This is a genomic window from Paraburkholderia sp. EG286A (assembly GCF_040965375.1).
Taxonomy (GTDB): domain Bacteria; phylum Pseudomonadota; class Gammaproteobacteria; order Burkholderiales; family Burkholderiaceae; genus Paraburkholderia.
Genome location: NZ_JBFRCB010000008.1, coordinates 207,702 through 229,169, shown reverse-complemented (window position 1 = coordinate 229,169; position 21,468 = coordinate 207,702). Strand labels below are relative to the sequence as shown.

Sequence of the window (21,468 nt, the reverse complement as noted above, 5' to 3'; positions counted from 1 at the left end):
TTTTCGGTTACTGGTAAGGGTAGCGGGCGCTCTCTTTGCCCACCCGAAGCCACATCTCATCGGTCCAGTTCACGACAGCCTCGGTGTACGGCGTCTCGTTCACCATCGCCAGAACCGCCTGAACCTGGGGATGCTGGTCAAAGTTAGGGGCGACAAGCATCCCGTGCAGCGCAAAAGGAATCTGGTCTTCGAGGGGAAGTCCGTAGCGCTCCGCCTTGAGTAGCATCCGGTCAAGTTGCCGCGCAACCTCAGGCGTTGCTTGCATACCCGCCGCCGCTACCGTCTCCAGTGCTTTCCGGACCAGACTCAGCCGTTCAAGCTGCTTGAATTGTTCGTCCGAAAATGTCAAGTCGATCTGCCGATAACCACTTGCAAGCACTTCCTGCCAGCGCCCGCCTTCGTCGAGCCACCTCCATCGGGAAACGGGCCCCAATAGCGATTGCAATTGGACCGAGTCCAGAATCCATTGCAAGTGGCCGAAAACACGCGGGTCATAGTATCGAAACACCGCGTGACTTCCGCCGGGACGAGTGATTAGCAGCGCGTTGGCAAGATGCTCGTGCAGTCTATCTGTCCGAATATCCGACTCGATAATCGCGCAGACCATCGGAGGACGCCCACTGCCATGGGCAATTTCGGCGACTTCGATGACACGCGAAAGCTGCCGTTCAGCGTGCTCAAGCCGCATCAGCACCGGAGCAACCCCTTCGAGGTCAGGCTTCGCCTGCGGCACAAGTTCGCCCACGCGGTAGGCGTTGGGGGCGTCTCCGAAATCGAGTTCCCCGTTGCTTGGCTCTGCAATGACGTATGTGTTCATAGTTAAATAGCGCGTCAGTTCTGCCGTATCAGGTAACCAGCGCCGCGCCACTTTGCGCGGCGCTGGCAAATTGCGACGCGCACGACGCGGATGCAGGAACGACGTTCGCCGCATTGTCGCCTTCGGGCCCAGCAAACGTGTGGCTCGCACCCTTGAAATCCAGTGCCCCTGGCGCGTGAATGTGAATCGCGCCATCCGCAATACGAATCGTTGCGCCCCCCGCTGAAAGCGTAATTTCCTTCTGTGCGGTCACTGAGACAGCGTCCGAGCTGGACGCGATCTTTAGCGTCTTGTCTGCGGTGAGTTCGAGATTGTCCGCGAGCGCCATGACCTGAATTTTGCCCTTGCCAGCAAAGAGCTTCATGCCTGCGCCTTGTGCAAACAGGCTGATCTTTTGGCCCACGCTTGCGATGAAAGACTTGCTTGCAGCAATGTAGCTGTTCCCGCCGCTCACAACATTCACGTGTTCGGGCGACGTCACATGAATCGATTTCAGCGATGTCAGGCCGATGCCGTTCGGGCTTCCCAATACCATCACGGGTTCGGAAAACCCATTTGCACTGCTATCGCCTGTTCCGGAACTCCCGGTTTGAGACTGCTGTGTAGCGTTCGCGAACGCGGCAAGTTCGTCGTGTCCATCGCTTAGACCCTCTGCCTGAACAGCCGCCGCCGAATCGGACCGGGCCTCCATGATGGCCGCTGAATCGGTCAAGTGGGTATTGGCTTCCTTGACATCGAGTGGCTCGCTGGCCGTCCCGCCGCGCGTGAAGGTCGAAAGGTACAGGCCCTTCGTCGCGCGCACCGCGCCGTATGCCTCTGTCTTGAGGTCAAAGCCCGTCCCTAGGAATGCCTCCCGGGTATTGTCCTGCTGAGCAACCAGATGGCCCAGATGCAGATACGAGTTTGCGCTGGAACTGAAAAGCTGCGAGCGGTTCTGCCCCGTGGTGTCATCGAAAACAAGTTGATTGAACCCTTGGCCCTTGTACTCCTTCGACTTGTACCCGGACATCGTGCCCTGCGTATGCCACTGCGGCGTCTGGTTCCCGTTGAACACTGCCCCACTGATGAGCGGCCGGTCGCAATCGCCGTCCAGGAAAGTCACCACAACTTCCTGACCAATGCGCGGCACATACACGCCGCCGAAATTGCTGCCTGCATGGGTGGACATAACCCGCATCCAGCACGACGCATCTTCCCTGTTGCTCGAACGGTCCCAGTTCATCAGGACTTTCACGCGATTCAGGCTGTCGGTGTAGACCTCCTCGCCAGATGGACCGACGACCGTGGCAGTCTGCGTGGAAAGCACCGGCTTCCTGTGGTCGAACGGACTGCGGAAGGGCACAGTCCGGCGCTGAGCTTCGATTTCAACGAGAAAGAAGCCGGCGCTCGCCGCTGAGCTGGATGAGGCACCCGTTATCGCGTCCGCCAACGCTACGGCATAGGGATTCGCCGCACCGCTACTCGTGCCCTGATGCGCGGATCGAACACGTTCCAGTTCATTTTGCAAACTGAACGGATACGGTTGTACATTGCCGCCGACCGCGAGATTGTTCTCGATGTACCACCGAGCCTCGATCACCGTAAACTGGCAGTTCGAAGCCGATTCGTTTGCATATTCCGGATAGCTGGTGAACTCGAACCATCGCCCGGCATCCATGCCGCGAACACTGCCCGTACCGAAGAATCGTTTGGCTCGGGATTCCCACTCCTCCATGCGAAAGCGGCTGATGTCTTCGCCCCGGCTGCCGTCAGCGTACCTATATGCACCTCCGTACTCGTACACCTCCGCCTGATCGGGCAATCCGCCTTGATCACTCTTCGTCGGAATGCTCTGCGTTTTAGGCGTTTGCGGTGCCTTGTAATCGACGGTACTAAACGTATAGCTCGTACTTTGAAGCTCGCGCGTGCCAACCCACTGCACAAGTGCATCCGTTTCGCTCGCCACGCTCGAACGGTAGAACGCCACTTGCTGTGGCGAAAGCGGCTTCAGCGAGTAAACGTCGTCCGTGATGACAAGCGTATGCGACTTGCCATCCGAAGTCTGCTCGACCGCGCAAAACCAGCCTTCCGATTCCATCAACCGGTGTACGAAGTGGTAGTCGTCCTCGTACTGCATGCAAAACGAGCGTACTGGAGCCGGCTTGGCGATCTCGAACCGATACGCTCCAGCCGCTTGCGGATGTTCTGCGAATATCGCTTCGATAATCGCGTCCGCAGCTTTCTCCTGAAAAATTCTCGCGTCTTTTCGAAAGCGCAAAAAATGCATCCAGCTCGAAAGAACCAGTTGATAGCTCGTGAACCCGCCATCCGAGCCGAGTCGACGCGCCGTATGAACATAGCCGTTCATTGGCCGGTACGACTTGTCGGTCTGCTGCAACCAGAGCGTAACCGGTTGCGCAATCAGGCTCTTCAGTTCGATCGAATCGCTCAACGAAGCGACATCGAGCGTGAAGTCATAGTCGCGCCCTACGCGACTTTTCCCGACCACACGCTGGACCAGCAGCATATCGCTGCCGAGGGGCGTGTCGAGCTTGAGCAGACGGCTGTTCTGGAGCACGCCCGAGCGTATTTGATCGATTACGTCCGCTTCCGCCATTTGATTGACTCCGTCACTTCTGGAGCGCCCTTGAGCGCCGCCGAATTCCGAAAACGACAAACGAATGAATCAACACCTTCAACCCGCATCATCCGTCTTCACACCCAGCATCTCGCGAATCTGCGCGAGCGTGCCATCGTCTTTCACCACGGTCGAAAGCCACTTGTGCAGCGGCATCTCCGCCCATTCCGCCGCCTTGTCTGCGAGATAGGCAGCAGGACTATGCGGCTCGGTCTCGCGAAAGAAGACCGCTACCGCGCGCAGTTGCGCAACGGCTTCGGCACGGCTCTGTATGCCCGCGTAGGTGCGGACCGGCATTCGAATCGGATTCGCCATGGTGTCCTCAACGGCCAAAGGTGTCTTGAAGCTCGGCTCTGCGCGTTCGACAGCCACGGGCGAAGCGACAGGCGGCACGGCCGGCTCCAAAGCCTCCGCATTCAGGTTCACGCCCACGTCACGCGCGAACCGCTCTGCAAGTCCATACACGCTCTCGCAGGCTTCCCGCGCTTGCCGGAAGCTAGGCGCGGCATCACCTGCGCGAGCCTCGAGCACCGTGTCGAGCGCTGCGAGAGCCGCTTCGAAGGTCTTCAGTTGCCCAAGCAGCGTTCTATAGAAAGCTGCCGGCGTGGCCCGCTTCGAGGCATCGATCTGCTCCACCGAAGGCTTGCCGCGCGCGATATCGTCCGCGTGATCCGGATCGCGCTTGACAGCCTGCGCGACGTGCATCGCGACATCCCAGTCGATCGCGCTAAACGCCACCCCCGACTGCGTGAGCGGCACCGAGCGCAGCAATTCAGCCGTGCGCCCCGCGAGCCACGCGACGTTACCAAGTCGATATTCCGTGTCGTCGCCTTCGGGTAGCGGATGCACCTGCTCCCAATACTGCTCGACAAGTCCAGTCAGGAGCGCATAGCCCTGCGTGAGCCCCGGCACGCCCTCTTGAATGGCGAGCGCCTCGGTAAGCCACACGGCGAGCCGCAAGTCCTTCGTCTGCGTGCGCAGCAGCGCCGTGCAACGCTCGACCACGAAAGGCCAGTCGGCTTCCTTGATCTCGGTGATCCACTCGCCCTGGTCGAGCGACGGGTCGTCGAAACGGCGTGCATGCTGGATCGCGTCGAAATCCGCCGAAAACAGCAGGTCGGCGCCGCACGGCGACGCTTCATTAATGGGCGCTAGCAGCGCGGTCGTGTCAGTCGACATGGCGTTGTACATAAGGGCTAAGGCGGCGGGCTTCGAGCGAAGCATGGCGGCCGCGTTTCATGGACATGGTCATGGTCATTGCACCGCGTACTCGAACTCGCCCGACTCATCGGCGCGCACGCTCACGCGCGCGAGCGACGTGCCCTGCGCGATGCGCTCCAGAATCTGCTGTGCGAGTTCCGGCAAGAGCGTGCCATTCAGAATGTGATCGACGTTGCGCGCGCCCGAATCGACTTCGGTGCATCGCGCAAGCACCGCATCGACGAGCGACTCGTCCCATTCGAACGTAGCGCCGTGGTTCGCCTCGACGCGGCGGCGAATGCGTTCCAGCTTCAGCTCGATGATTTCCGCGAGCACATCGTCGGAAATCGGGTAGTACGGCACGACTTTCATACGGCCGAGGAAAGCGGGCTTGAACGACTTGTACAGTTGCGGGCGCAGCAGCTCTGCCAGCGCCTCAGCGTCGGGCAGTTCTTCATCGGGCTTGTTCAGGCAGGCCTGCATGACAGCAGTCGATCCCACATTCGACGTAAGGATGATAAGCGTATTGCGAAAGTCGATCGCACGCCCCTCGGCGTCGTCCATCGTGCCTTTGTCGAAAACCTGGAAGAACATTTCCAGCACGTCGGGATGGGCCTTTTCCACTTCATCGAGCAGCACGACCGAATATGGATTGCGGCGCACGGCCTCGGTCAGCACGCCACCCTCGCCATAGCCCACATAGCCGGGCGGCGAGCCCTTCAGGCCCGATACGCTGTGCGCCTCCTGATACTCGCTCATGTTGATGGTGATGAGCTTGCGCTCGCCGCCGTAGAGAATGTCCGCCAATGCGAGCGCCGTCTCCGTCTTGCCCACGCCGGACGGTCCCACGAACATGAAGACGCCACGCGGCTTGTTGGGATCCTCGAGATTCGCGCCCGCCGTCCGCACGCGCTGCGCAATGGCTTCGAGCGCGTGATCCTGGCCGATCACGCGCTCGGCCAGCAGCGGATGAAGATTCAGCATGGTCTGGATTTCATCCTTCACCATGCGGCCAAGCGGAATACCGGTCCATGAAGCAACGATTTCCGCCACCACGTGCGCATCGACCTGCAGCGGCACCATCGGCGCGTTCTGTTGCAGCGCGTGCAGGCGCGCGATGAGCGGCGGCAACGATTCGCGCGCGGCATCGGCTTCGCGCATTCGTTCGGATGACGTACTGTCTTCGCGCGCCGCATCGATCTGGCCGCGCAGCTTCGTGATCTGCGCCACGAGTTCGCGCTCCTCGGCGTGGCGCGCCTCGCTTTCCGCCAGTTCGCGAGCGGCAGCGTCGCGCGCCTCGCGCAGCGCCACGAGGCGCTCCTCATGCTCGGCGCCATGCACGGTTTCCCGCTCGAGCGAGGCGATCTCCGCTTCGATACGTTCGATGCGCTTCTTGCCGTCATCGATCGCACCAGGCGTCGCGCCCTGCGCGAGCGCCACCCTGGCGCACGCGGTATCGAGCACGCTCACGGCCTTGTCGGGCAGTTGCCGCGCGCTGATATACCGGTGCGAAAGCCGCACGGCTTCGGTAATCGCCTCGTCGAGAATGCGCACGTCGAAGTGGCGCTCCATGAGCCCCACCATGCCGCGCAGCATGGCCGCCGCAAGCGTTTCGTCGGGTTCCTCGATCTTGACCACCTGAAAACGCCGCGCCAGCGCCGCATCTTTCTCAAAGTAGCGCTTGTACTCGCTCCACGTCGTCGCGGCGATCGTGCGCAGCTCGCCACGTGCGAGCGCGGGTTTGAGCAGGTTCGCCGCATCGTTCTGGCCGGCCTGACCGCCTGCGCCGATGATGGTATGCGCCTCGTCGATGAAGAGCACAATGGGCTGTGCACTCTTTTTCACCTCGTCGATCACGCTTTTCAGACGGTTCTCGAACTCGCCCTTCACGCTCGCGCCGGCCTGCAGCAGCCCCATGTCCAGCACGCGCAGCGCAACGCCGCTCAGCGCCTCTGGCACATCGCCCGCGGCGATGCGTAGTGCGAGCCCTTCCACGACGGCCGTCTTGCCCACGCCCGGTTCGCCGGTGAGGATCGGGTTGTTCTGGCGGCGGCGCATCAGGATGTCGATGGCCTGGCGGATCTCCGCTTCGCGTCCGATCACAGGGTCAACAAGACCTTCGCGCGCGCGCTGAGTCAGGTCGGCCGTGTAGGTATCGAGCGCGGGCGTTTTCGAAGGAGCTACACTCGTTGTGCTAGCAACTTCACTGTCGACTTCACTCGTGCTTTCCCCCGGCTCGACCTCGACCGAACCTTGCGTCACTTCATCAAAACGATGCTTGAGTTCGCCGACGGGAACCTCGGCGAAACGCGCCGACATGCGCTGCGCGAACTGCGCAAGATCGGGCGCGCTCAACAGCGCGAGCAGCAGATGACCGGAACGGATGCGCCCGATCTGCGAGTCGAGCGACGCGATCAGCCAGGCCTGCTCGAACAGCGCGATCAGATGCGGCGAGAACACCGGCGTGCGCGTATTGCCCGTCTTGAGCCGTTGCAGTTCGCGCTCCAGATCCGCACGCAGCGCATGCGCATCGACGCGCGACGCACGCAGCACGCATGCGAGGTCGCTGGCCGGTTCCTCGAGCAGCGCGAGCAGCACATGTTCGAGGTCCACTTCGTAGTGCCCGCGCGACAGGCACGCACTGGCCGCACGCTCGGTAGCCAGCCGGCAAGTCGTGTTCAGCTTCGCGATCAGGGTTTTCAGGGGCGTGCTCATGTGGTCCGGTCCGGCCTCGGGTCTCGTGTGTTCAATGAATGACGTGCAGTTCGTAGCGCGCGTCGCGGCGGTCGCGGTCGGCTTCGTGCGTGCACAGGAAGGCATCCCAGCCCAGACGCGCGCCGGCGCCCAGGCGGCTTGGCCCGACTTCCTCGCGGCGCAGCACCAGCAGCACCTCGTATTCGAGCGTCACGCGCGCGAGCAGCGTGAGCATGCGTTCGAGCGCGAGCGCGTGTTCCGCGCCCGGCAGGAAGGCCTCGTAGTCGGTCTTCGAAAGCGGCCCGATCACGAGGCGCGCACGCATGTCGCGCTGCCAGACGCGCTCGCCCGCAAGCGCCGTTGCACCGAGCATCACGTTGCGCTGGCCGAGCATGGAAAGCTGGTCGGGCGGCACGTCGTACCACTTGCCCACGAACTGCTCGACCTGCACGGGCACGCCGAAATAGTCGGAGAGCGTCTGGCGCAGATACGCGGCGGAAACCGGTTGATGACGCGCGGCCACGGCATGACCCGCGATCGCCTCGTCGAAGAGCGCGCCGCCGCCGTCCTGCAGGCTCTCGCGCGATGCATCGTTGGCCACGCCCGCAAGCGCGAGCAGCAGCGGCAGATAGCGTTCGTCGCGATCGAGCTCGTAGTGCAACGGCAGCCGGTACTTCTTCCACGCCGAATAGAACAGCGCCGTGGCGCGGTTCGAGAACACGTCGAAGAACTCGCGCGCCGCGCGGTCGCGCCGCAACTGTTCGCGCGCGACGATCTGCTCGGTATAGTTCAGCGGCAGCGCGCCTTGCGCGCCCAGCAGCCCGAAGAACGCGGGCGTGAGATCCACGCGTTCGAGTTCGCCCGCATCGAGCGCGGCCGTGCGTTGGCCGGCATCGGCCAGTGGCGCGCCAGCCGCGTCATACGACACGGCGCCCGCGATTTCGCTGGCCGGAAATGCAAGCGACAGCGTGTTGCGAAAGCCGATACGCTGTGGGAGCACGTCACGCTGCCGCGCGCCGGCCTTGTCGACGAACCAGCGTTCGAGCAGGCGCACCGCCTGGAAAAAACCAAAGCGGTGCGGTTCCTCGAGCAGCCGCTCGATTACGCCAGAATCGATTCGCCGCTGCGGGGACTGCATCGCATGATCTCCTCGCCGGTGCGCCGCGAGACGACGACCAGTTGCACGAAGCTGTTGATGTGCACGTAAAGCCCGAAAAACACGTCGATGACGCGTACGAACGTTCCGAGGCTCGTGCCGACGAAGTGATCCTCGTCGACGGTCAGGCGGATCTCGATGCCGCGCACGAAAGTCGCGAATGGCTTGCCGGGCAGCCATTGCACGGCGGCACGCTGCTCGACGTCGACAATGCCGTCCACGTGCCGCGCCGACACCGCCGTGCGCCGCAGGTCATAGAGCGCGAGCATTTCCTTGAGCGTGGTGGCGCCGTGGTTCACGAGCGAGACGTGGTTGAGCGCGAGATGCGAAATGAGCCGCCAGTGCGCGGCCTGGCGGCGCTCGAAACGCACGCACGGCGTCGGCCGCATCAGGAGCGCGATGCTGCTCGCAATCGCGCCGCCCTCCAGAAACAGATCGCCGCCTTCGAGTCCGGTCGCGAGCGCCGTGGGCAAATCGCGGTTGGTACAGGTCAGCTCGAGGCTCAATGTTTCGTTTTGCTCGGTATCGACTTCGAAGTCGATGTCGACGATCGAGATTTCGGTTTCGTAGCCCGGGCTCTTTTGCGCGACGGCTTCGTCGCGCCGGGCGAACCAGTAGTGGCCGGCGCGCATCGATTCGCCATGCCGCAGCGAATAGAAAGGCCGGAACTCGACGACCGTTTCTTCGTGCGCGCGCTGCCGTACCAGTTGCACGGAGTCGATCGAATAGACCTCATAGGCGAACGCGCGCCGCCCCTCTGCCACCACCGGATACGAGACCGCCTGATGATCGAGGCGAATCGGCTCGCCGTGCTGCTTGAAGAGGTTCACCACGGGCGTGCAGAAGAGCCGCAGGTGGTGCGCCGCGAGCGCGTCGAGCAAGCGCGCCACGTGCGAGTCGCCGCGCACGTCCTTCAGCACGATATGGAGCGTGAGCCGCTGGCAGCGGCCGGCCGCGGCGGTCATTGCCGCGAGGTCGAAGTCGACGAAATCGAACTTGTCCGGAAACGCGAAATACTCCGTGAGCAGGCGGTACGCGGGGTGCGATTTCGCGGGATAGTCGATCAGCGCGTCGGCCACGTCGAAGCCGGCCTGCGCGAATGGCAGCACGGAGAGCGCGCGCCAGCGGCCGTTGCGTTCGGGCTCGGCGTACGCGGCGATCGCGTGCACGAACAGGCAGTCGCCGAGCGCCGCGATGAACGACTGCTCGCCGTGCAGGTAAGTGCGCAGCCCGCCGCTTCTCCACACCGAGAGGTCGAACTGCGGCGACGTCGATTCGAACGTGATCGACAGGATGCCGGTTGCATTCGGCGGGAGCACGGTCGCGCTCGGTGCGATCGCCGCAGGCACGTAGCGCGCCTCCGAAATGCGGATCGGCGCGAGCGTCACATCATAGGCGGTGCGAAAGCGGCATTGCACGCCGCGGATCGGCCGCGACTTCAGTTCCGTGCCGCGTTCGATCACGGCCGGCTCGGTGAGATTGCCGAGCGTGCCCGCAGCGCCGAACTGGGCGATCGAGCACGAGGGGAACGGGCGCAGATAGTGCGGGTACAGCACCTCCAGCAGCGCCTCGGTGAACTCCGGATAATCGTCGTCGAGGCGCTTGTTGATGCGTGCGCCGAGTAACGCGAACGACTCGATCATCCGCTCGACGTGCGGGTCTTCGCAGTGCTCCCCCGTCATCGCGAGGCGGGCCGCGATCTTCGGGTAGCGCTGTGCGAATTCGCGCGAATAACGCCGCAGGAACGACAATTCGCGCTCGTAATACGGCAACAGCTCTTCCATCGGTACGCTCCCGCCCCCCAAAACTACCTTTGTTTCATGCCATGTCGCGCGCCGCCGGTCGCGGCCGCATCATGCTTTTGCGCGTGCGCGCGAGACCGAATACTGCAGCGTCGAAGGCTGCAGCATCGCGTCGAAACTCACCGGCTCTTGCGCCGGATGCACCACCAGCAACGCCTGAATCGCGAAGTACAGTGCGTTGGTCGAGCGCTCGTTCAGTTCGAGCGTAACCGTTACGCGCTGCAAACGCGGCTCGTGCCGCTCGATCGCCTGCTGGATCGACTTGCAGATGAACGCGCGATCGTAATGGCTCGCAAGACTCAAGCCCGCGAAATCGTTCAGCCCGTAGGTCAGGATCGAACGGCGGCACTCGGGCAACATCGCGAGTTCGTGCTCGGTGAACGCGATGCGCGAGTTCAGGATCGACTCCAGATCGCGCGCAACGGTCCCCTTGAGCTCTTCGATCGAAAACTGCCGCACTGCCGCCGGTGCCGGCGAATGCGGATCGTCGTCGAAGAGCTTGTCGAGCAGTCCTGGCTCGAAACGCTTCATCGGTTCAAATAGAGTCGATCAACAAGAAAACTTGCGCAGGCAGTGCACGCGATCGCGCGCGCGCCGCCTGCGCACGCCGCGTCAGACCGCGTAGGTCTTGTCGTTCTTCGTGAGGCTCCATGCGCCTTGCGCATTGCCGCCCTGGTTGCCGCCGATCTTCTGCTGCGTGTACTTCCACTGCACGGCCGCATATTTCAGCGAGAACTGCTCCGTCGGCAGCCCTTCACCGATCACTTCCGGCGTGATGCTGGAAATGATCACGTACTTGAGCTTGATTTCGAGGTACTTGATGCGGTTGCCCTCGCCGTCCGAGCGCATGAAGTCGATCGTGACTTCGTCGAAGGTCGTGCCGCCCGAAGCGTGCTGATAGAGCAGCGGGCTCACCACGTCGATGTCCTTCAGGAAGCGCATGTCGGCATGCTCGCAGCGCTCGACCGTGTGACCGCCGGCCGTCGAGGCCGTTGCCGAACGCGGCTGCAGAATCGAGTGATTCCACGAATCGATTTCGATCCAGCCGGCATGGTCCTTGTCCTGCGACTCGCCCTTGATGGCCGGATTGCCGAATTTTAGATAGATGTCCTTCATAACGCCTCGACTCCCCAGAGTGGTGGTTTACAGTAGTTTGCTAACGCGGGCCCGAGGGCGATTCCTCGGGTTGCTTCCCGGAACGATCCGCGGATCAACGGCGGACCGCTCCGGCTCAACTCATTCGCACGCTTGCGCGGCTTTACGAATTAGCCGGCTTCGGCAGATCCGCCACGAGCCGCAGCGAAATCGACAGTTCGTCGAGCTGGAAGTGCGGCCGCAGGAACGCGACCGACCGGTACGAACCCGGCTTGCCCGGAATCTCGCTGACCTGGATCGATGCCTCGCGCAACGGAAACTGCGCCTTTTGCTCCTGCGAGGCGTTGTCGTCGAGCAGCACGTACTGCGAAATCCAGCGATTCAGGAACACTTCGACGTTCTGCGCGGATGCGAAGCTGCCGATCTTGTCGCGCATCATCGCCTTCAGATAGTGCGCCACGCGCGACACCGAGAAGATGTACTGCAGCTGTGCCGAAAGCACGGCGTTCGCGTTCGCGTTGTCGGTACTATATTTTTTGGGCTTTTGCACTGACTGTGCGGCAAAGAACGCAGCGTAGTCCGAGTTCTTGCAATGGACGAGCGGAATGAAGCCGAGGTCGCTCAGTTCCTTTTCGCGCCGGTCGGTGATGGCGATTTCGGTCGGGCATTTCAGCGCGATCTCGCCGTCGTCGGTCTTGAACGTGTGCGTGGGCAGGTCTTCCACGAGTCCGCCGCCTTCCACGCCGCGAATCGCCGCGCACCAGCCGAAGTCGTCGAACGCCGCGGTCAGGCGCGCCGCGAAGGCCCAGGCGGCGTTACACCACAGGTATTTGGCGTGATCGGTGCCGTCCACGTCTTCGACGAAATTGAAGCCTTCCGCCGTCGCGCCGTCCTTCGGATTGAACGGCAGGCGGCCGAGAAAGCGCGGCAGTGTGAGACCCACGTAGCGCGAATCTTCCGCGTCGCGAAACGACTTCCACTTCGTGTATTCGACGGTGTCGAACACCTTGCCGAGATCGCGCGGCTTGCCGAGGTCGGCGAACGACTCGAGCCCGAGCAGTTCCGGCGACGCCGACGCGACGAACGGCGCATGCGCCGCCGCCGCGACATGCGACATCTGCTCGATGAAGTACATGTCTTCGGGCTGGCGCGTCACTTCGTAGTCGCCGATCAGCGCACCGAAGGGCGCACCGCCGAACGTGCCGAACTCTTCTTCGTAGATCTTCTTGAAGAGCGCGCTCTGGTCGAATTCGACGGCGGTCTTGAAGTCGCGCACGATGTCGCGCTTGGGCGCGTGCAGCGCCTTGATCTTGATGGTCGAGCCGGTATTGCTCTCTTTGCACAGATACTCGAGGCCGCGCCAGGTGCCTTCCAGCCCCTGGAATTCCGGCGCGTGCATCACGGCGCTCAGCTGCGCCGAGATCAGGCGGTCGAGTTCGGCCACGCGGGCATCGATCGTCGCGGACAGATTGTTCGAGACGATCACGGTGCCGTCCAGCACCTGATGCACGAGCTCGCCGATGAGGTCTTTCGCGCGCGCGTGCTCGGATTCGGATTTGGCCACCTTGCTCTTTTCGACGATCTCGTCGAGCAACGAGGGCGCGGCCTGGGCTTCTCCCAGGACCGGTACGCGAACTGCGCCAGTCTGCTGATTCATGTCGATCTCCCCTCGCGCTTATTACTCGTTGCCTTCGCCGGATTCGTTGCGTTCGCCACGATCCACTTCGCCAGCGCCACCCGTGTTGCCCGCGAGCGCCTGCAATTGCTGCGTATTGGCCAGCACCTCGCTCAGCAGGTCTTCGAGCTTGTCGTTGCCGGCGAGCTTGTTGCGCAGGTCCGCGAGCTTCGAGCGCGCCTCGAGCAGACGGCGCAGCGGCTCGACCTGCGCGACGACTTCGTCGGGATTGAAGTCGGCCATCGAACGGAAGCGCAAGTCCACGGCGAACTTGCCGCCCGCCTCGCTCAAGCGGTTCTCGACCTGGAAGGCCGCGCGCGGCTCGATGCCCTTCATGACGTCGTCGAAGTTGTCACGGTCGATATTGACGAACTTGCGGTCGCGCAGCCGCGGCTGTTCGACTTCCGACTGCCCCGCGAGATCGCCCATCACGCCGACTACGAACGGCAGCTCCTTCACCTCAATGGCGTCGCCGAGCTCGACCTCGTACGTCAACTGGACGCGCGGCGGCCGCACTTTCTGCAAGCGCTTCTGAATACTTTCTTTCTTGGCCATCGAGGGCTCCCCTGTTCGAGTCGTTCAAGACCTGTTGTCAGCAATTCACCGCCGGGCGGTTCAGCGCAGTGCGCTGAACGGATCGGACGCACCACCGCTTGCCGCCGCTTTGGCGGGCGCCGCTTTAGCGGGCGCGGGAGCCGCAGCCGCGGGGGCGGCGGGCGCAGCCGGTGCAGCCGGCGCGACCTCGGCCGTTTCAACGGGCTTCGCCGCCGGCTTCTGCACGTGGCGCACGATGCGGCGCTTTTTGGGCGCGGGCTTTTCAGCCTGCTCGGGCGGGAACAGCGAATCCTCGCCGAGCGTGTCGCGCAACTGCTTCGCGAGCGCCTGCGCATCGGACTTCGCGTCGCCCTGCAGCGAGGCATCCTGGCGCAGTTCGCCGAGCGACTGCGTCGCGACGCGCAGGCCGGCCACGGCCAGCACGCTCTTCGCGGCGCGGTCGGTCTGGTCGCGCTGCAGCGCTTCCTGCGCCGCCACGATGGCCTGTCCATAGTGTTGCTGCTGGAACTGGATCTGCGCGATGCGCGACCACGGCTCTTCGCGCGTGGGATCCGCCGCGGCGAGTTTCTGGTAAAGCGCGATCGCGCGATCCTGATCGCCGCCCTTCGCCGCGGTATCGGCGTCGGCTAGCGCCTTGTTGAATGCGTCTGGCGATGCCGCGAGATTATGGTCCTGCGTAGCGCAGCCCGCGATTACCCCGCATGCCAGCACCACCCCGGAGAGCCTTGAAATGACCCGGTTTATCATTCTTTCACCAACGTGTAATTATTAATTCGATGGGAGGGAACTAGAGTTTTGCTTTAGCTCTAGCGCGCGGGTATAGTACAGCCCAAATTTTGATAATTCAACTTCTTAATGTAATGCGCCGACACTAAATCGCTTCTTTGACGCGGGGTTTACTGCCACAAGAAATTCACACAGGAAATAATTTCTCACTCGTGCAATTGAAAACACGAGCGAGCCGGAAAAGTTTGCCGCTTCACATAATCAACCGCTTATCGGCGCCACGCGGGGTTAAATGCGCCTTTATGCGGATAGCATTATCCGGATCGCATATCACCACTTAACGGACCCCGGGCATTCGCGCCTGGCCAACAAATAATGAATGCGCGTCTTATTCGTTTCGCATCGATCCTCATGGTCACGGCGCAACTCGCCGGCTGCGCGGCGGCCGTGCCGGCGCTCGGCAGTGCGGCGTCGGCGGCCTTGCGGCTCGCGGGCATCGGCAAGCCCGACGTGCCGGACAGCCAGAAACCCCCGCGCGACCTCGGTATCACGCTACTGGCGGCGCAAAACCTCAACGCGGCGACCGACCACAAGCCGCTTGCGCTCGTCGTGCGGCTCTATGTACTGAAGGACCCGACCTCATTCCAGCAGGCGTCGTTCGATACGTTCACCGACCCGGCAAAGGAAAAGAGTGCGCTGGGCGCCGACCTGCTCGGCGTGCGTGAAGTGACACTCATTCCCGGCCAGCGATATAACGCCACCGAAAAGGTTTCGCGCGAGGCGCAGGCATTCGGCATCGTCGCGCTATTCCGCGATCCGGCCATGCAGCGTTGGAAGTTCGCCTTCGATCCTGCGAAATCCGAGAAATCCGGCATAATGGTCGGCCTGCATAACTGCGCAATGACCGTCACGAGCGGCACGGTGATCTCGCCGGACCAGGGATTACCGCCGCAGCAGCTGAATCTGCTTTCGTCGGTGACTTGCGGGTGAATAAAGGACAAAGCACCGGGCAGAGTAACGAGCACGCGGGATATTTAACAATTTCAGTCCGCCGATCGCCGGCGCGAGCGGCACGGGCCGAATCACGCATATAGCCGATTTAACATGAGTTATTCCTCGAAAGTGCTTTGGGGAGAAGGCCTGTTCCTGAGGCCTCAGCACTTCCAGCGGCAGGACGCCTACCACGAAGCGCGCCTCTTCGAATCGATCCAGGCCATTGCGCCGTACAACTGGGGCGTGCGCACCGCGCGGCTCGACCACGACGCACTGGGCAGCAACATGCTGCGCATGGGCGAGCTTGCGCTCGTGTTTCCGGACGGCACGCTCTATAGCGCGCCGCAGGCCGACGACCTGCCACCGCCCGTGGCGCTCGACACGCTGCCCGAGGGCATCAACGAATTCACGTTCTACCTGGCGCTGCACCAGATGCGCGAAACCGGCACGAACTACGCGCCGGATCGCAACGACGGCTTCGTCACGCGCTACGTGAGCGAGCAGGCGAGCGTCGCCGATCACTACACGGACGCGGCACAGGCCGACGTGACGTTCCTGAAAACGAACGTCAAGCTGATCGCGCACAGCGAGCCGCGCGACCAGTTGCTCTCGGTGCCCGTCGCGCGCGTGCGGCGCACCGCGACGTCGGGATTCGAGGTCGACGAAAGCTTCGTGCCGCCGAGTCTCGCCATCGAAGCGTCGCCGCTCCTGCACCAGCGGCTGCGCCGCCTCATCGACGCGCTGCAGGCCAAGGTCAATGCGCTCTATGGCTTTCATCGCGAGCCGACCAAGAACATCATCGAGTTCCGTTCGGGCGACATCGCCTCGTTCTGGCTGCTGCATACGGCGAGCGGCGCGTTCGCCACGCTCGCGCATCTCTATCAGCATGCGGCGCTTCACCCCGAGCGGCTCTTTCACGAGCTGCTGCGCCTCGCGGGCCAGCTCATGACGTTCTCCAAGGGCTACGCGCTGGCCGACCTGCCCGCGTACCGCCACGACGATCCCGGCCCCGGTTTTGCGCGCCTCGATACGATTCTGCGCGACCTGCTCGAAACGGTGATCTCCACGCAATACTTCGCCATTGCGCTCGAAGAAGTGCGCCCGTCGTTCCATATCGGCCGGCTCGATTCGGGCAAGATCGACGACAAGACCACGTTCTATCTCGCCGTTTCGGCGGACATGCCCGCCGTCGATCTCGTCGAGGCGGTGCCGGCGCGCTTCAAGGTCGGCGCGCCTGACGACGTCGACAAGCTCGTGCTCTCGGCCATGCCGGGCGTGCGGCTCGTCTACACGCCCCAGGTGCCGCCCGCCATTCCCGTGCGGCCCGGCGCGTGCTATTTCGCATTCGAGGCGCGCAGTGCGCTCTATGAGCGCATGATTCAGTCGCAGTCGGCCATGGTCTACGCGCCCTCGGGCATCAACGATCTCAAACTCGAACTCATCGCGGTGACGTCATGAGCAATGCCCCTTCCCTTTTCGGCGACGCGGTACCGGCCGTGAATCACCCCGCGCCCGCAACCGAACCCGCCTACCAGGTGCGCTCGCTGCTCGATCTGCTCTACGACGGCTTCTTCATGCTGTTCCTGTTGAAGAACGGCCGCGAGCCTGGCGACGCCAGCGAATTCGGCGCGCGCGTGCAGCAGTTCCTGGGCGACTTCGAGCGCGGCGCGAAGAAGCTGAACGTCGCGGCCGAAGACGTGTACGCGGCCAAGTTCGCGTTCTGCGCCGCCCTCGACGAATCGGTGCTGGCGTCGTCGTTCCGCATTCGCGCCGAGTGGGAACGTCGCCCCTTGCAGCTCGCGCTGTTCGGCGAGCAGCTTGCGGGCGAAAAGTTCTTCCAGTATCTCGAGGAAGGCCGCGCGCAGGGCGCACCGCGGCTGCAGTCGCTCGAGGTCTTCCATATGTGCCTGCTGCTCGGCTTCCAGGGCAAGTACATTCTCGAAGGGCCGGAAAAGCTCGCCTATCTCACGGCGCGCCTGGGCGACGAGATCGCGCATATCAAGGGCAAGCGCGCGGCCTTCGCGCCGCATTGGCCGCTGCCCGATCAGGTTGCGCACCGCCTCAAGCGCGAGGTGCCGCTGTGGTCGATCGGCGCGGTGTTCGCGCTGGTGGGTCTGCTCGCGTGGCTCGGGCTCAGCACCTGGCTGCGCGACAACACGGTGCACATGCTCGCGCCGTATACGCAACTCATCAAGCTCGGGCCGCAATCGGCGAATCTGACGATCTCGCTGCCTTGAGCGTATGAAAGGGGCGTGGCGTGCAGCCCGCCCCTTTTCGCACTCGATCAACACGAAAAGCCGGACCAAAGCAGCAGCGGATATTTCGAAGCAACCGCAGAAGTAGCGGGATGTCGATACGAACAACTAAGCAAATCATAATTCGTTGGTTTGCCTGAAATCGTTGCAGATCGACAATCATCGAGCATCGTCAATTCACTTACCTACCTGCTCGTTGCCGAGTCTCCGCTCATGAAGGCGTTCCCCCCGAAATTCCGTCGGCGCTCCGCCGGAACCGTTCTGCTTGCCGCGTGCGCCGCTGCAGCCCTGATACTCCAAAGTGGTTGCAAACCGCATGGGGAGCAGGCGCAAGACGCGTCTGTCGCGACCCAACACGCGTCGGCGCAGCAAGCAATCACCTACTTCAAGTACCCCGACAATCCCGCGTTCGACCTGGTCTATCTCGCCGACAAGCTCGGCTATTTCGACCACACGAGCACGCGGCCCAAATATGTCGGCAAGATTTCGGCGCCGCAGATTGTTCCACTCGTGGGTACCGGCGATATCGATTTCGGCACGCGCATGGTGCCGCTCGTCATCTCCGCGATTGCCAGCGGCGCCGATATCAAGGTCATCTCGGCAGGCGGCGAAACGCTGCCCGACGCGCCGCACATGAAGTATTTCGTGCGCAAGGATTCGGACATTCTCGGGCCGAAGGACTTCGAGGGCAAAACGGTAGCGTTCAACAGCTTCGGCGCGTGCGCGGAGTTCGTCACCAAAAAGTATCTGGCGCAGCACGGCGTGGATGTCTCGAAGGTGAACTGGCTCGTCGTGCCCGACAATCAGTCCGAGCAGGCGCTCGTCACGAAGAACGTGGACGTCGCGATCATTCATCCGCCTTTTTCCGGCTCGGCCGAAGCCGATCCGCAACTGCGCAAACTGTGGAGCGACTGGGACGAGGATCACGGCCTTGGCGGCATGGCGCCCTATAGCGTGAACGGCGCGTTCGCGCGCGCCCACCCGCAGGCGGTACGCGACTTCGTCACGGCCATCGCGATGGCGGGCAACTGGGTCAATGCGCATCCCGACGAAGCGCGCAAGCTGACGGCCGAGCGGCTCGGCATCGACGTTCGGCTCGTGGAGCGCTATGCCTACGTGAAAGACCTCGTGGTCACGGAGCCGCCCATCCAGTACTACATCGATATCCTCGAGCAGGCCGGCAAGATTCCGAAAGGCAAGGTCAACGTCAAGGATGTCTACACGAACGACTTCAATGAGTTCGCGAAGCACGAGGCCCAGGCCAGCGCGGCGACCTTGCCGAACGGAACACGCTCGTGAGCACGGCGGCTGCGCTACGCGAGAAGATCGTCGCGCGCGATCTCTCGCTCACCTATGGCAACGCCCAAACGGACACGCACCATACGGTCCTCAAGCGCTTCGATCTCGCCGTGCGCGAGGGCGAATTCATGGCGCTTCTGGGCCCGAGCGGCTGCGGCAAGTCGACCTTCCTCAACGTGCTCGCCGGCCTCACGCCGCCAACCTCGGGCGATATCCGCGTGGACGGCGACCCCGTGAGCGCCGTGCGGCAAAAGCTCGGCTTCGTGTTTCAGGGCTACGCGCTCTTTCCGTGGCGCACGGTGCGCAAGAACGTGGAAGCGGGACTCGAAATTCGCGGCATGAAGCGCGCCGCGCGGCGCAGCGAGGCCGAGCGCTTTTTGCGCCTCGTGGGCCTGCTGGAGTTTGCGGATCACTATCCGCATCAGCTTTCCGGCGGCATGCGCCAGCGCGTCGCTATCGCGCGCGCGCTCGCTTATGGCCCCGAGATTCTGCTGATGGACGAACCGTTCGGCGCGCTCGACGCGCAGACGCGCGAATTGCTTCAGCAGGAATTGCTCGCAATCTGGGAGCAAAGCGCCACGACCGTCGTGTTCGTCACGCACAGCATCGACGAGGCGATCTTTCTCTCCGATCGCATCGCCGTTCTCGGGCGCGGCCCCGGCCGTGTGAAAGAGATCATCGACGTCGATCTGCCGCGCCCGCGCGGCGCCGCGCTGCGTCACTCGCCGGCGTTCGTCGCGCTGCGGCAGCGCGCGTGGGCGAGCCTCAGCACGGAACTCGACACGCGGCTCGACGCACAGCCGCAAACCCATGCATTGACGGGAGCCGATCATGTCCGATTCGATGTCTGACTCGATGTCCAACCCAGGCGCGGTCCGCGAATCCTCGCGCAGCCTGCGGCGCGTGCGTGCCGCTTCCTCTTTCGCGCACCTTTACGTAGGCGTTGAGCGCTCCATTGCGCTCGTCGCCTTCCTGCTGTTGTGGGAGTTGCTGCCCCGGCTCGGCCTGGTCAACGCGGCTTACCTGAGCCCGCCTTCACAGGTCGCCCTCGCCATCGCGCGGCTCTTCGAAAACGGCGACGCGTGGACCCATATCGGCGCGAGCGCCGTGCGCTCCGTTAGCGGCCTGCTGCTCGCCGTGGCGGGCGGCATCGTCTGCGGCTTCGTGCTGGGATGGTTCCGGCGCGTCGAGCGCATCGTCGATCCCGTCTTTCAGCTGCTGCGTCAAGTGTCGGCCTTCGCGCTCTTTCCGGTGTTCATGCTGTTTCTCGGCATCGGCGAGTCGTCGAAGATCGCCATTGTCGTGTGGGCCGCGTTCTGGCCGGTGCTGCTCAATACCATCGCGGGCGTGAAGCAGGTCGAGCGCGTGCTGATCGACTGCGCGCGCTCGATGGGCGCCTCGCAGCGCTTTATCGCAACGAAGGTCGTGCTGCCGGCTGCCCTGCCGCAGATCCTCACGGGCGTGCGTCTGGCGGGCGCGTACAGCATTACGGCGCTGGTGGCGGCGGAAATGATCGGGGCGCGTTCGGGGCTCGGCTTCTATACGCTCAATTCGCAGGAGACGTTTCAGATTCCCGACATGTACGCGGGCATCGTACTGCTCGCCATCTTTGGATTACTGATCAATCAAAGCCTGTCGATACTCGAGCGGCAATTGCTGCGCTGGCGCGTCGGGCTCGCGCAGAATGGCTAGAAACACTCGACTCGAAGTGTCGCCGGTCCCGCGGCGCTGGCCGTGGCCGGCCACCGCGCGAACGGCCACGCTCGCATCGCTTGCATTACTCGCCGTGCTCGCGTGGGCGCTGAACGACGACTTGCCACGCGCCCTTCCCGAGAGCGACCGGCCTTTCGCTGCTGCAGCAGCGCGCGGCGTTCTGATCGTGGCGGTGCCGCCGCGCCCCGCGCCCACGCTTTACGTCGGCAAAGTCGACCGCACGCTGCGCGCGCCCGATCCGTTCGCGGCGGCGCTCGCTTCGGATCTCGCTCGCCGCGCGGGGCTGCCCGTGCAGTTCCTGCTGGCCGAGCCGGCCGCCGCGCGCGCCGCCCTGCAGTCGGGCAAAGCCGATGCCGTCATCGCTGGCCTGCGCTTCTCGCCCGACGCGCGGATTGCGTTCGCATCGACTTCGTATTCGAGCGGCCGTGGCATGGCGCTCGTGCTGGATCATGGCAACGTGCGGACATGGCGAGACCTTAGCGGCCGTGCGATTTGCGCATCGCAAGGCAACCCCTATGCACAGCGCGCAGCGCGCGAATACCACGCGAGCGTGCACGGTTTCGACCGGCCGCTCGATGCCCTGCTGGCGTTCCAGGCAGGCGATTGCGCCGCGCTGGTCGACGACGAGTTCGTGATCGAGGCGCTGCTCAAGCAGGCGGACTGGTCCTACTATCGTCCGCTACGCGGAACGATCGCCGCGCAGGCCGCGTTCATCGCCACGCGCGCGGGCGACACGGCAAGCACCGCCTTCGTCGGCGACACGGTGATGGCGTGGCGACGCAGCCGGTGGCTGGCGACCGTGCGCAAAGATCAGGCGATCAGCCTCGCGTTCGACATGTTCAATGCGGAAAATGACCTGTATTGCCACTAG

At 63.3% G+C, this 21,468-nt stretch carries 18 protein-coding genes; 7 read left to right on the top strand and 11 right to left on the bottom strand.

The window, feature by feature from the left end; translation table 11 throughout:
• Nucleotides 1–7: 7 nt before the first annotated feature.
• The 11 genes from AB4Y35_RS33045 to AB4Y35_RS32995 form a co-directional block, all read right to left on the bottom strand.
• Nucleotides 8–817, bottom strand: coding sequence for a DUF4123 domain-containing protein (locus tag AB4Y35_RS33045; protein ID WP_368707732.1), 810 nt, complete (start codon nucleotides 815–817; stop codon nucleotides 8–10).
• A gap of 28 nt (nucleotides 818–845) precedes the next feature.
• Nucleotides 846–3,413, bottom strand: coding sequence for a type VI secretion system Vgr family protein (locus tag AB4Y35_RS33040; RefSeq protein WP_368707731.1), 2,568 nt, complete (start codon nucleotides 3,411–3,413; stop codon nucleotides 846–848).
• Nucleotides 3,414–3,491: 78 nt separating this feature from the next.
• On the bottom strand, nucleotides 3,492–4,613 hold the full coding sequence (gene tssA / locus AB4Y35_RS33035; protein ID WP_368707730.1) for a type VI secretion system protein TssA: 1,122 nt from the start codon (nucleotides 4,611–4,613) through the stop codon (nucleotides 3,492–3,494).
• Nucleotides 4,614–4,688: 75 nt separating this feature from the next.
• Entirely contained in the window at nucleotides 4,689–7,349 is a 2,661-nt protein-coding gene (gene tssH, locus AB4Y35_RS33030; RefSeq protein WP_368707729.1) for a type VI secretion system ATPase TssH, read from the bottom strand.
• Between the two features lie 31 nt (nucleotides 7,350–7,380).
• Nucleotides 7,381–8,466, bottom strand: a complete 1,086-nt coding sequence (tssG, locus tag AB4Y35_RS33025; RefSeq protein WP_368707728.1) for a type VI secretion system baseplate subunit TssG — start codon at nucleotides 8,464–8,466, stop codon at nucleotides 7,381–7,383.
• Nucleotides 8,430–10,268, bottom strand: a complete 1,839-nt coding sequence (tssF, locus tag AB4Y35_RS33020; RefSeq protein WP_368707727.1) for a type VI secretion system baseplate subunit TssF — start codon at nucleotides 10,266–10,268, stop codon at nucleotides 8,430–8,432. The genes tssG and tssF overlap by 37 nt, the downstream gene beginning before the upstream one ends.
• A gap of 69 nt (nucleotides 10,269–10,337) precedes the next feature.
• A complete protein-coding gene (gene tssE / locus AB4Y35_RS33015) occupies nucleotides 10,338–10,817 on the bottom strand; it encodes a type VI secretion system baseplate subunit TssE (protein ID WP_324162170.1) in 480 nt (159 codons plus the stop codon).
• An 81-nt stretch (nucleotides 10,818–10,898) separates the two neighbouring features.
• Nucleotides 10,899–11,402, bottom strand: coding sequence for a type VI secretion system tube protein Hcp (locus AB4Y35_RS33010; protein WP_324162172.1), 504 nt, complete (start codon nucleotides 11,400–11,402; stop codon nucleotides 10,899–10,901).
• Nucleotides 11,403–11,544: 142 nt separating this feature from the next.
• Nucleotides 11,545–13,038, bottom strand: coding sequence for a type VI secretion system contractile sheath large subunit (gene tssC / locus AB4Y35_RS33005; RefSeq protein WP_368695606.1), 1,494 nt, complete (start codon nucleotides 13,036–13,038; stop codon nucleotides 11,545–11,547).
• A gap of 21 nt (nucleotides 13,039–13,059) precedes the next feature.
• Nucleotides 13,060–13,611: a type VI secretion system contractile sheath small subunit gene (gene tssB / locus AB4Y35_RS33000; RefSeq protein ID WP_368695605.1), complete on the bottom strand. Its 552-nt coding sequence runs from the start codon at nucleotides 13,609–13,611 to the stop codon at nucleotides 13,060–13,062.
• A 60-nt stretch (nucleotides 13,612–13,671) separates the two neighbouring features.
• Nucleotides 13,672–14,358: a tetratricopeptide repeat protein gene (locus AB4Y35_RS32995; RefSeq protein ID WP_368707726.1), complete on the bottom strand. Its 687-nt coding sequence runs from the start codon at nucleotides 14,356–14,358 to the stop codon at nucleotides 13,672–13,674.
• A gap of 354 nt (nucleotides 14,359–14,712) precedes the next feature.
• On the opposite strand from AB4Y35_RS32995, the gene tssJ reads away from it, so the two are divergent.
• The 7 genes from tssJ to AB4Y35_RS32960 all read left to right on the top strand — a co-directional run bounded on the left by tssJ (nucleotide 14,713) and on the right by AB4Y35_RS32960 (nucleotide 21,468).
• Nucleotides 14,713–15,327 (top strand): type VI secretion system lipoprotein TssJ, encoded by a 615-nt coding sequence (gene tssJ / locus AB4Y35_RS32990; protein ID WP_368707725.1) that lies wholly within the window; start codon nucleotides 14,713–14,715, stop codon nucleotides 15,325–15,327.
• 114 nt (nucleotides 15,328–15,441) lie between these two features.
• On the top strand, nucleotides 15,442–16,788 hold the full coding sequence (gene tssK, locus AB4Y35_RS32985) for a type VI secretion system baseplate subunit TssK (protein ID WP_368707724.1): 1,347 nt from the start codon (nucleotides 15,442–15,444) through the stop codon (nucleotides 16,786–16,788).
• Nucleotides 16,785–17,567, top strand: a complete 783-nt coding sequence (locus tag AB4Y35_RS32980; RefSeq protein WP_368707723.1) for a DotU family type IV/VI secretion system protein — start codon at nucleotides 16,785–16,787, stop codon at nucleotides 17,565–17,567. The genes tssK and AB4Y35_RS32980 overlap by 4 nt, the downstream gene beginning before the upstream one ends.
• Before the next feature lie 231 nt (nucleotides 17,568–17,798).
• Complete coding sequence (locus AB4Y35_RS32975) at nucleotides 17,799–18,884, top strand: ABC transporter substrate-binding protein (RefSeq protein WP_368707722.1); 1,086 nt, start codon at nucleotides 17,799–17,801, stop codon at nucleotides 18,882–18,884.
• Nucleotides 18,881–19,735 (top strand): ABC transporter ATP-binding protein, encoded by an 855-nt coding sequence (locus AB4Y35_RS32970; protein WP_368707721.1) that lies wholly within the window; start codon nucleotides 18,881–18,883, stop codon nucleotides 19,733–19,735. Before AB4Y35_RS32975 ends, AB4Y35_RS32970 begins: the two co-directional genes overlap by 4 nt.
• On the top strand, nucleotides 19,716–20,576 hold the full coding sequence (locus AB4Y35_RS32965; protein WP_368707720.1) for an ABC transporter permease: 861 nt from the start codon (nucleotides 19,716–19,718) through the stop codon (nucleotides 20,574–20,576). The genes AB4Y35_RS32970 and AB4Y35_RS32965 overlap by 20 nt, the downstream gene beginning before the upstream one ends.
• The gene (locus AB4Y35_RS32960; RefSeq protein ID WP_368707719.1) at nucleotides 20,569–21,468 is read left to right on the top strand and encodes a transporter substrate-binding domain-containing protein; all 900 of its coding nucleotides are present in this window, start codon (nucleotides 20,569–20,571) and stop codon (nucleotides 21,466–21,468) included. The genes AB4Y35_RS32965 and AB4Y35_RS32960 overlap by 8 nt, the downstream gene beginning before the upstream one ends.